11 protein-coding genes are annotated in these 10,314 nt (G+C 61.4%); 7 read left to right on the plus strand and 4 right to left on the minus strand.

Features of this window, described 5'->3' with window-relative positions; all coding sequences use genetic code 11:
- Positions 1-256: 256 nt before the first annotated feature.
- The 7 genes from O2807_06290 (at position 257) to O2807_06320 (ending at position 7,810) form a co-directional block, all read left to right on the plus strand.
- Complete coding sequence (locus O2807_06290) at positions 257-1,123, plus strand: xanthine dehydrogenase family protein subunit M (protein MDA1000110.1); 867 nt, start codon at positions 257-259, stop codon at positions 1,121-1,123.
- 192 nt (positions 1,124-1,315) lie between these two features.
- Positions 1,316-1,780 carry a (2Fe-2S)-binding protein gene (locus tag O2807_06295; GenBank protein ID MDA1000111.1) on the plus strand — a complete coding sequence of 155 codons (465 nt, stop codon included), beginning with the start codon at positions 1,316-1,318 and terminating at the stop codon, positions 1,778-1,780.
- Positions 1,780-2,727 (plus strand): MoxR family ATPase, encoded by a 948-nt coding sequence (locus tag O2807_06300; protein MDA1000112.1) that lies wholly within the window; start codon positions 1,780-1,782, stop codon positions 2,725-2,727. The genes O2807_06295 and O2807_06300 overlap by 1 nt, the downstream gene beginning before the upstream one ends.
- A 12-nt stretch (positions 2,728-2,739) precedes the next feature.
- On the plus strand, positions 2,740-4,002 hold the full coding sequence (locus tag O2807_06305) for a VWA domain-containing protein (protein MDA1000113.1): 1,263 nt from the start codon (positions 2,740-2,742) through the stop codon (positions 4,000-4,002).
- Between the two features lie 83 nt (positions 4,003-4,085).
- The gene (locus O2807_06310; GenBank protein MDA1000114.1) at positions 4,086-4,784 is read left to right on the plus strand and encodes a response regulator transcription factor; all 699 of its coding nucleotides are present in this window, start codon (positions 4,086-4,088) and stop codon (positions 4,782-4,784) included.
- Between the two features lie 166 nt (positions 4,785-4,950).
- Entirely contained in the window at positions 4,951-6,333 is a 1,383-nt protein-coding gene (amt, locus tag O2807_06315) for an ammonium transporter (GenBank protein MDA1000115.1), read from the plus strand.
- A gap of 130 nt (positions 6,334-6,463) precedes the next feature.
- Positions 6,464-7,810 carry a glutamine synthetase family protein gene (locus tag O2807_06320; GenBank protein ID MDA1000116.1) on the plus strand — a complete coding sequence of 449 codons (1,347 nt, stop codon included), beginning with the start codon at positions 6,464-6,466 and terminating at the stop codon, positions 7,808-7,810.
- A 16-nt stretch (positions 7,811-7,826) separates the two neighbouring features.
- Here O2807_06320 and O2807_06325 read toward each other — a convergent pair whose 3' ends face one another.
- The 4 genes from O2807_06325 to O2807_06340 all read right to left on the minus strand — a co-directional run.
- The gene (locus O2807_06325) at positions 7,827-8,177 is read right to left on the minus strand and encodes a divalent-cation tolerance protein CutA (GenBank protein MDA1000117.1); all 351 of its coding nucleotides are present in this window, start codon (positions 8,175-8,177) and stop codon (positions 7,827-7,829) included.
- 74 nt (positions 8,178-8,251) lie between these two features.
- Positions 8,252-9,394: an acyl-CoA dehydrogenase family protein gene (locus tag O2807_06330; GenBank protein ID MDA1000118.1), complete on the minus strand. Its 1,143-nt coding sequence runs from the start codon at positions 9,392-9,394 to the stop codon at positions 8,252-8,254.
- Positions 9,395-9,448: 54 nt separating this feature from the next.
- Positions 9,449-9,946, minus strand: coding sequence for a hypothetical protein (locus O2807_06335; GenBank protein ID MDA1000119.1), 498 nt, complete (start codon positions 9,944-9,946; stop codon positions 9,449-9,451).
- 14 nt (positions 9,947-9,960) lie between these two features.
- Positions 9,961-10,314: enoyl-CoA hydratase-related protein (locus O2807_06340; GenBank protein ID MDA1000120.1), on the minus strand; the 354-nt coding region annotated here is incomplete at its 5' end.

The following is a 10,314-nucleotide window of genomic DNA, read 5'->3' on the forward strand; positions in this document are numbered from 1 at the left end:
CCCCATCCGAGATCCCCCGTAGTTACGAGCAGTTAGGAGAATTCTACGCCCGCCCCAATCGGCCCCGCAAGGGCGCTTATTACTTGACGGTCATAATGGGGATTGATAGTGTACGCAACGATTATTGAGGAGGAAACGGACAAATCCCTGGTGTGTGTTCCGCTGTTGGCTTCGGGAACCTGCCCGGCCAAGAAAGTGCTTCCGCGTTTCCTGCCGGTCATGGGATCCCCATTTCTACAAGAAGGGCTCGGAATTCATGCAAAGATTCGATTTTGTCTCTCCCAAAACCGTTCAGGCCGCACTCAAGGCCGCCAAGGGGAAGAACTACAAATTCATCGCCGGCGGCACGAATTTCCTCCCCGACCTTCGCCATCAGCACGCGGGTGGCCCGGGCGTCGTCATCGACCTGATGCGCATTGATGCGCTCCGGGGCATCTCCGTCAAAAAAGGGACTGTCCACATCGGTGCGCTGGCGACCATCACCGATCTTCTGCAGAGCGCGGCGATCGGCCGCGAAGCCCCTATCCTCCAGGGGATGGCGAAAAAATTCGCCGGGCCCATCATCCGCAACCGCGCCACCCTGGCCGGCAACCTCATCGACGGGGGCCCGGCGGCCGACGCCGTCCCCCCGCTCCTCGCCCTCAAGGCGAAGGTGAAGCTCTCCGGGCCGGGAGGCACGCGGACGGTTACGCTCGAGAAGTTCCTCAAGGGCTATCGCAAGACCGACGTCAAAAAGGGGGAGATCATCACCGAGGTGAATTTCCCCGCCCCGGGCAAAAACCATAAATGGGGCTACTACAAGCTGGCCCGGAGAAACGCCATGGCCATTACCGTCGTCGGCGCCGCCGTGGTGCTCCAGATGAAGGGGAATATCTGCCAGGAAGCGGGTATCGCCCTCGGCTCTGTCGCCCCGACGCCCATCACGTGCCCCCAGGCCGAGAAACTTCTCAAGGGCAAAAAGATCGATCTCCCCCTTGCCCAGAGGGCCGCGGAGGCCTGCGCGGCGGCGGCCTCGCCCATTGACGACATTCGTGCTTCGGCCGAGTACCGCAAGCTCATGTGCGAGACGCTTCCCCGGCGCCTGATTTGCCAGGCGCTCGGCATCCCGATCGACACCGATTAAATCATCGCTCTTTTAGCCAGGAGATATCCGACGATCATGGCAACCGGCGCAAAAAGAAAGAAGAAAGCGGCTGTGAAGAAGAAGACGGCGGGGCGCAGACCCGCCGCCAAGAAGACCGCCAGGGCGAAGGCGAAAAAGTCTCCGGCGCGCGCCGCGAAGGCAGCCGCATCGCCCTCCCGGTATCCGATCTCCATGAACGTGAACGGATCTCCGGTGCAGACCGAGGCGGCCGCCCACACCACCTTGCTGTATCTTCTGCGGGATTTGGGCTTCACCGAGGTGAAAAACGGATGCGAAGCGGGAGACTGCGGCGCCTGCACGATTCTCCTCGACGGCCTGGCGGTGAATGCCTGCTGCGTCTTGGGCGTTCAGGTCGACGGCCGCAAAATCACCACCGTCAAGGGAATCGGGACCGTGGATAACCTCCACCCGATCCAGCAGAAATTCATCGAGCACGGCGGAATCCAATGCGGCTTTTGCACTCCCGGCATGATCGTGGCCGCCAAGGCGCTTTTGGATGAAAATTCCAAGCCGTCCCGCGAAGAGATCAAGGCCGGAATCGCCGGAAATCTTTGCCGCTGCACGGGCTACGTCAAAATCATCGACGCCATCGAGGCCGCTGCCGCCGATCTGGCCTCTCGCAAAAGGAAATCATAGTGACCTCAAAGGAAGGAAGCGGCGCCAAGCGCCGCAAGCCGGGCGAGATCGAACTCGCTTCCGTGGAAGCCGTTCAGGAGATATTCAAAAAACACGACTACATCGCCGACCGGACCTTGGCCACGACCCTTTTCCTCGCAATTCAGCTCGAAAAACCGCTTTTCCTCGAGGGAGAAGCGGGCGTCGGGAAAACCGAGCTGGCGAAGGTGCTGGCCACGGCCCTGGACACCGAGCTCATCCGGCTCCAGTGCTACGAGGGACTCGATTCGAACGCATCGCTCTACGAGTGGAACTACGCGAAGCAGCTCCTCCATATCAAGATGGAGGAGGGGCACAACTCCAACGTGAAGCAGGTGGAGAAGGACATCTTCAGCCAGGAGTACCTGATCGAACGCCCCCTCCTCCGGGCCCTCCTCCACTCCAAGGAGCGTCCCGTGGTGCTGCTCATTGACGAGGTGGACCGCTCCGACGAAGAATTCGAGGCATTCCTTCTCGAAATTCTCTCGGACTACCAGATCACCATCCCCGAGATGGGCACCATCAAGGCGGTCCGCAAGCCACTGGTCGTCCTCACCAGCAACCGCACGCGCGAAATCCACGACGCTCTCAAGCGCCGCTGCCTCTACCTGTGGGTGGACTACCCTACCTTCGAAAAAGAGGTGGAGATCGTTTTAACCAAAGTCCCGGGGACGCCTGAGATTCTCGCCGAGCAAATTTGCCGGTTCATGATCGAGGCGAGAAAGATGGACTTCTACAAGCGGCCCGGGGTGGCCGAAACCCTCGATTGGGCGCAGGCCCTCCTCATCCTCCACAAGTCCGAACTCGACCCGGAGGCCGTTCGCGATACGATAGGCTGCATCCTCAAGTACCAGGAGGACATCCGGCGCATCGAAGAAAACGGCTACGATCGGGTGGTCGCCTCTTCCCAGCTAGCCAAAGATGCCTAAGAGCACGCTCCCATGACCATCCGGCCCATCGTCGCCGGCACCCTTCCCCGGCGGAAGGTACGCACACCCGGACACGGTGTCCACGGCGAAGTTATCGGTTTTTGCCGGGTACTCCGCCGCGCCGGGCTGAAGGTCACCTCCGGCCGCATCATCGACCTGTTCCGCAGTCTCGAGCACCTCAACATCACCCAGCTGGACAACATCTACGTCTCCACGAAGGCGAACCTCGTATCGAGCCAGGAGGAAAGCGCCCTCTTCGATGCTGTCTTCAGACGCTACTGGTTCGATGAGCAGGGAAACGAATACAGCGGGGACGATACGGCCCAGATGGACGCGGCGGCCGAGGACGACTCGGGCGACGGCGGCGGCCAGGAGGGCGGCACCCCGGCCGAGGAGGGCGACTCGGACTCCCAGGCCGACAAGCAAGAGGGGAGCAACCTCCCCTCCGACGAGGAAGAGGGCGTAGAGGGCGAACCCGGCGATGCCGACGAGGAGGAAGAAGGCCTCCCCTCCTACAGCCCCGGTGAAGTCCTCATGCAGAAGGATTTTTCAACCTTTGAAGCCGATCAGATCGCAGAGCTCAGGCGGATGATCGCCCGCCTGGTACCGAAGCTGGCCACCAAGATCAGCCGGCGCAAAAAATCAGACCTCCGCGCCCGCGAGATCGACCTCAAGCGCAGCGTCAAGCGGAGCATCCGCACGGGCGGCGAAGTCCTCCGTCTGTTCCGCCGTCGCCGGAAAATCCAGAAAACACAGCTCGTGCTTCTCTGCGACGTCTCCGGCTCGATGGACAGCTACAGCCAGTTCCTGATTCAGTTTCTTTACAGCCTGCAAAACGAGATCAAATCCCTGCGGACGTTTGTTTTCAGCACACGTCTCACCGACGCCACCCCCTATCTGCGCCACAAAGATGTCCGCACGGCCCTCCAGCGCCTCGCCCACGAGGTGCACGACTGGAGCGGCGGCACCCAGATCGGCAACTGCATCAAAGACTTCAACTATCATCACGGCAGGCAGATCATGAACCGCCGCACCATCGTCCTCATCATCTCCGACGGCTGGGACCGAGGCGATACCGACACCCTCGCCGCAGAAATGGACCGCCTGAAAAAGAAATGCCACAAGCTCCTCTGGCTGAATCCGCTGCTCGGCAGCCCCGGCTACCGGCCCATCGATCGGGGAATGCGCACAGCGCTTCCCTACTGCGACGCTTTCATGTCGGCGCACAACCTGGACAGCCTGGTCGAGATGACCGAGAAAATTTCCAATATTTAACTTTACCTCCCCCCCCATTCGCTGTAATCTCCCTGCGCGTTTCCACCCGTCGGCTCAACTTTCCAAGGGGTAGGGTCATATCTATGGCAAAACTCCTGATATACACGGCGGATTACGACTTCGCCGACGCCCTGACGCGGTCTCTGCGCCGGGAGGGACATGCGTGCAAAATCGTCGATGACGAAGAGGAGGTCCTCAACGAGGTGAAGGCGCGGGGGCTCGCGCTCATCCTTCTCGATGACGCCCCGGCGCTTTTGACCGTCAGCGACTTTCGGAAATGGACCTCTCTTCCTCTCCTCCTTCTTGCCGATCCGGGGCGCCTCCAGGAACATCGGATCCCGCTCGAGGCGGACGATGTCATCGTCAAACCCATCCGGGAGGAGGAACTTCTTTTTCGCGTTCGGAATCTTTGCCAAAACAGCAACGCCGCCGGAGAGGCCGCGGCGCAGGGCCACCTGGCTTCAAGGGGGCTCTCCCTCGATGAGGACCGCTACGAAATCCGCCTCAACAGCCATCTGATCGACCTCACCTTCCGGGAATTCGAGCTTCTCAAGCATTTGATGAAAAATTCGGGCCGTGTGTTCGACAGAGAGCAATTGCTCAATCTCGTATGGGGGGCCGACTACATCGGCGGCGCCCGCACGGTGGATGTTCATATCCGCCGAATCCGTTCGAAAATCGAGGCCGAGGGGCAAAACTTCATCTCGACCATTCGGGGCGTCGGCTACAAATTCCTCGAGGAGGACAACTCCTCCCTGGGCGGCGGCTTCCCTGTCGCCTGAAAACACCCTGAAATCTACGGGAATTCGCCGATTTAACCCCTCTGAAATTTTCCGGTAATCTTCCTGTAACAACCTCCCCCTAGCATCAGGCCGAACGAGCGAAACCCCATGAGGAGCCACAATTTCTGCCTGGGCAAAGGGCTTGATGCTATCGGAGGAAGATGAAATGCGGACGACCCAACGTGTGGCCGCTACACTGGGACTGGCCACCGCCTTCCTGCTCCTGTCCGCGGACGCGGGATGGACGCAAGAAGCCAAGGAACTCACAAAAGCAGTCGCGGACATGCGGGTGGCCCTGGATACTGTCTGGGTGATGGTGGCCGGGTTTCTCGTGTTCTGGATGCACGCCGGCTTCGCGATGCTGGAGTCGGGCCTGTGCCGAGCCAAGAACACCGTCGCCATCCTGTATAAAAATTTCGGTGTCGTGGCAGTCTCCTCCCTCGCCTTCTGGGTGATCGGCTTCGCCCTCATGTTCGGCGACGGAAACGCCTTTACGGGAATGCACGGTCTTTTCCTCGCCGGGGCGGACAACAGCCCCCTCATGGGAAGCGCCTACAAGGGCGTATTCGCGTCTCTGAACTGGACCGGCATACCGCTTTACGCCAAATTCTTCTTTCAGCTCGTATTTGCGGCCACCGCGGCGACCATCGTCTCGGGCTGCGTCGCCGAGCGGATTCACTTTTCCTCCTTCATGATTTTCAGCTTTCTCCTCGTCGCCATCCTCTACCCCATTCAGGGACACTGGATCTGGGGCGGGGGATGGCTCGGATCATGGGGCTTTCTCGACTTTGCCGGCTCGACCGTCGTCCACTCCGTGGGCGGCTGGGCGGGTCTCGCCGGCATCATTGTCCTCGGACCCCGGCTGGGGAAGTACGACGCACAGGGCAGAATGACGCCCATTCCCGGCCACAACATGGCACTGGTCACGCTGGGCGGCTTCATCCTCTGGCTGGGATGGTTCGGATTCAATCCCGGAAGCACAATGGCGGCCGACCCCGGCGCCATCGCGCGAATCGCCGTCACGACCAATCTCGCCGCCGCCGCCGGCGTTATCACCTCGAGCATTTTCTCGCGAATGTTCTTCGGAAAAGCCGACCTTTCCATGAGCGTCAACGGCGCCCTGGCCGGGCTGGTGGCGATCACCGCCCCCTGCGCCTTCGTGACCCCGGCGGTGTCCGTCCTCATCGGCGCCATCGCGGGCACGCTGGTTTGTCTCTCGGTTCCCTTCTTCGACCGGGTGCGGATCGACGACCCGGTGGGCGCCATATCGGTCCATCTGGTGTGCGGCGTATTCGGGACCATCGCCCTCGGCCTCTGGGGCAACCCGGGACTCACGGGCGGTGCCGCAGGACTCTTCTACGGGGGCGGTACCGGGTTTCTCTTCAAACAAATCGTCGGCGTGGCCGCAGTGGGGGCTTTCACATTCGTCCTTTCACTCATACTGTGGTATATCGTCCGGGCCATCGTCGGAATCCGGGTGTCGCCCGAAAACGAATACACGGGTTTGGACTTGGCCGAGCACGGGATGGAGGCCTACCCCAAAAGCTGAGACCTGAAATCGGGCATTGCGGGGACGGGAAAACCGGATAAAATTTTCGACAAGGGGACTCTTTCCCGGAAGAGTCCCCTTGTGTCACCCTGCGGCTTTTGGCGAGCAGGCCGGAGGGAGGAGCTTTGCGGTGACAGCGCCCACGAGGTCGGCGGACAAGGATTTCGTCATCCACCAGGCCAAGGAACTCGGGGTCCGGTTTATCCGCCTCTGGTTCACGGACATCCTCGGCTTCCTCAAAAGCTTCGCCATCTCCGCGGAAGAGCTTGAAACGGCCATGTACGACGGCCATCTCTTCGATGGCTCCGCCATCGAGGGTTTCGCGCGGATCGAGGAGAGCGACATGTTCGCCCATCCCGATCCCACCACCTTCTGCGTCCTTCCCTGGCGCCCCAAGTCCGGCGGCGCCGTGGCCCGGATGTTCTGCGACATTCATCTTCCCGACGGCACGCCCTACACGGGCGACCCGCGGTACGTTCTTCAAAAAATGCTGAAAGAAGCGGCCGCCAAGGGCTTCACCTACTACGTCGGTGGAGAGTTCGAACACTACTACTTCCGGTCATCGGACCCGCCCCTGGAAACACTCGACCGCGGCGGCTACTTCGACCTGACACCGCTCGATGTGGCCAGCGATCTGCGACGCGAAACCGTGCTGAACCTTGAGGCCATGGGCATCGGGGTCGAATACAGCCACCACGAAGTCGGCCCGAGCCAGCACGAGATCGACCTTCGCTACGGGGATGCGCTCACCATGGCCGACAACGCCATGACCTACCGGCTCGTCGTCAAGGAAGTGGCCATGCACCACAATGTCTACGCCACCTTCATGCCCAAGCCGCTTGGCGACAGCAACGGGAACGGGATGCACACCCATCTTTCCCTGTTCCGGGGAAACGAAAACGCCTTTTTCGACCCAAAGAAAAAAGACGGGCTCTCCGATCTGTGCCTTGCCTTCATCGCGGGGCTTCTCCGGCATGCCCCCGAGCTGACGCTGGTATTCAACCAGTGGGCAAACAGCTACAAGCGCCTCGTGCCGGGCTTCGAGGCGCCCTTGTACCTCTCCTGGGCCCACAAGAACCGCAGCGATCTCATTCGAATCCCCACCCTGCGGCGGGGCCATGAGTCCGACACCCGCATCGAATTCCGCTCGCCTGACCCGGCCTGCAACCCCTACCTGACCTTCGCGTGCATGCTCGCCGCCGGGCTGGAAGGAGTCGAAAAGGGCTATCCGCCCGTCCCGCCTGTCGAGGAAAATGTTTTCGAATTGAGCCCCGAGGAACGCGCCAAAAGGGGCATCGGGACGCTGCCGAGCGACCTGAACGAGGCCATCAAGCTGGCCGAGGAGAGCGAATTGCTGAAACGGGTATTCGGCGAGGCCCTTCACCGGAAATTCATCGAGAACAAAAAGCTGGAATGGGAACGCTACCGCGCCCATGTTTCCGACTATGAGCTGAACACCTATCTGCCGATTCTTTAGCCCGGCCGGCTTCCCCCTACTCACCAACCGATGTGTGGCAATTCTCCGCCAGCCAGTCCAGATAGCTTTCGCGGCCCCGGTCCAGTGCCAGGGCGACCACCTCGGGCACGTCGTAGCTGTGCAGCTCGGCCACGCGGCGGGAGAGCGCTTCGAGATTCGAGGCCACGGTTTTGATGATCAGCAGCACCTCCGGATCGTCCTCGATCTTCCCCTTCCAGGCGTAGATGCTCCGCAGGCCCGGGACGATATTGACGCAAGCCGCCAGTTTCTCTCCCACGAGCGCCCGGGCAATCTTGGCACCCTCTTCCTCCGCGCCCGCCGTCACAAAAACGACCCGAAAATCCCGGCCTTCCCTGAGCTCTCCCAACGGCGTGCCTCCTTGAGACAGAGAAAAATACGGCGAGAATTCGCTTTAATAACGCATTGTAAATATCTGATATATCAGGATAAGACGGACTTTGAAATTATCACCCTCTGGATCTCGCTGGTCCCCTCGCCGATGGGCATCAAGCGAGCATCCCGCCAGAAGCGCCCCACCGGAGTATCGTCCAGATAGCCGGAGCCGCCGAAAATCTGAATGGCGCGATCGCACACCCTCACCGCCGCCTCGCTGGCGAAAAGCTTAGCCATCGAGGCGCTCTCTTCACACTCCTCCCCGGCGTCCCACCGGCGCGCCGCCTCTTCCGTCAGCGCCCGGGAGGCGGCCAGATCGATCGCGCTCTCGGCCAGCATCTCCCGGATCGCGCCAAAGTCCGAGATGTTCTTCCCGAACGCCCGGCGCTCGAGCGCGTAGTTCTCCGCCGCCTCCAACGCGCCCTGGCCGATGCCTGCGGCGATGCCGGAAACCCCGATCCGCCCCGGAACGATCACCGCCATGGCCTGGGCGAATCCCCCGCCGAGACGACCCAAAAGCCTGTCCCCGGGAATGCGGCAATTCTCGAACACGATCTCCGCCGTGTCCATCGAGCGCATCCCGAGTTTCCCCTTCAGGGGGCGGCTGGTTCTTCCCGCATCCCCTTTTTCCACGACAAAGGCGCTGATGCCGCCGTGCCCCTCACCGGTCCGCGCCATCACCACCAGCGTGGAAAAGCGGGAACCTTGGGAGATGAACATCTTCGCCCCGTTCAAGACATAGCCCCCCCCGTCTGCCGCCGCCCGGCATTTCAGCGCCGCCGCATCGCTCCCCGCGTCGGGCTCGGTGAGCGCCCAGGCCCCCAGGCCACCCTCCAGGAGGGGCGGAATCCACCGCTCTGCCTGCGCTTTACTCCCCCCGATACAAATGTGGCGCGCCGCCAGACCCGATGAGGCGGCAACGGTCAGGGAAAAGCTTGCGTCCACGCGCGCAAGCTCCTCCAGCACCAGAATATTTTCCGAAATCCCCCTGCCGCCCCCCCCGAGCGCCTCGGGAAACTCAACCCCCAGCAGCCCCAGACGGGCGGCCTCGAGGAAGGCCCCCTCCGGGAACGCTTCCGTGCGATCCCGATCGGCGGCGCCCGGGGCGAGACGCCCCTCGGCAAAATCGCGGGCCAGCGACCGAAGCGCCGCCTGCTCGTCTGTCAGATTCGGATGTGTGGCAATGGCCATCAAAATACCCGGAAAAGAACGGCATGGTGGAAGACGCGCCTGTTCGCCTCGCCCTCAACACTCATCGATGGTCTTGTCTACCGGAATGGGGCCCTTGTAGCCGGGAAGCCCTGCGACATACGGACAATCCTCGGGAAGACCGCCCATGAGGATGATTTCGTGGTTGATCGGCAAGCAGAGCGGCTCCCTCTCGAAGCGCTCATCGTAGCAGGTGCATCTCTCCGTTTTCGTGTCCAGAAAAGAGCAAGGGCTGGTGAGGAGAAGAAGCCGGTTTCCCGCCCAAATTTTGTCGTAGCAGCATTTTCCGCAGTGGGTGCAGAGGGCTTCCCACTCCGGGGTTCCCGGGGGCGGCAGATTCTCCTGCATCCACGTCTTGATCCGTGCGAATTTTGTATTCTTCTCGATGTTTTTGGAAATGTTCTTGCGAACCTGCCCCTTGTCCCGGGGGCGGCCCGGCTTCACAACCGACAGGGCGCCGTTGTTGCGGGCATCTCTTGAGGCCGGGGCGGCGGATTTTCCCCTGCCCGGCTTCAATACAGTATTTTTCGCCATGCCGCAGTTCTCTCTCAACGGTGCTGGAACTTCGCTTCGCGCTTTTCCAGAAAGGCCGCGATGCCCTCCGACTTGTCTTCCGTCGTAAAGACAAGGCCGAACAGATCCGATTCCAGCTTCAGTCCATCCTCGAGGCTTCCCTCGATGCCGCCGTAGGCGGCGCGGAGGATCAGCCTGATCACGGGCGCGCTCTTTTGGCAGATCTTGGCCGCCAGCGCGTACACCTCCTCCATCAGCTTATCGGCGGGGACCACCTTGTTCACCAGGCCGATCCGGCAGGCTTCCTCTGCGGGGATCATATCGCCCGTCATGTTGATCTCCATCGCCCGGGCCATGCCGACCAGACGGGCGAGACGCTGCGTGCCGCC

Source organism: bacterium (genome assembly GCA_027622355.1).
Taxonomy (GTDB): domain Bacteria; phylum UBA8248; class UBA8248; order UBA8248; family UBA8248; genus JAQBZT01.

Bases quoted from the DNA above. Each gene is read 5' to 3' on its own strand.
- O2807_06290 (MDA1000110.1), top strand. From the start codon at position 257: ATGCAAAGATTCGATTTTGTCTCTCCCAAAACCGTTCAGGCCGCACTC.
- O2807_06295 (MDA1000111.1), top strand. From the start codon at position 1,316: ATGAACGTGAACGGATCTCCGGTGCAGACCGAGGCGGCCGCCCACACC.
- O2807_06305 (MDA1000113.1), top strand. From the start codon at position 2,740: ATGACCATCCGGCCCATCGTCGCCGGCACCCTTCCCCGGCGGAAGGTA.
- O2807_06310 (MDA1000114.1), top strand. From the start codon at position 4,086: ATGGCAAAACTCCTGATATACACGGCGGATTACGACTTCGCCGACGCC.
- amt (MDA1000115.1), top strand. From the start codon at position 4,951: ATGCGGACGACCCAACGTGTGGCCGCTACACTGGGACTGGCCACCGCC.
- O2807_06330 (MDA1000118.1), bottom strand. From the start codon at position 9,394: ATGGCCATTGCCACACATCCGAATCTGACAGACGAGCAGGCGGCGCTT.
- O2807_06335 (MDA1000119.1), bottom strand. From the start codon at position 9,946: ATGGCGAAAAATACTGTATTGAAGCCGGGCAGGGGAAAATCCGCCGCC.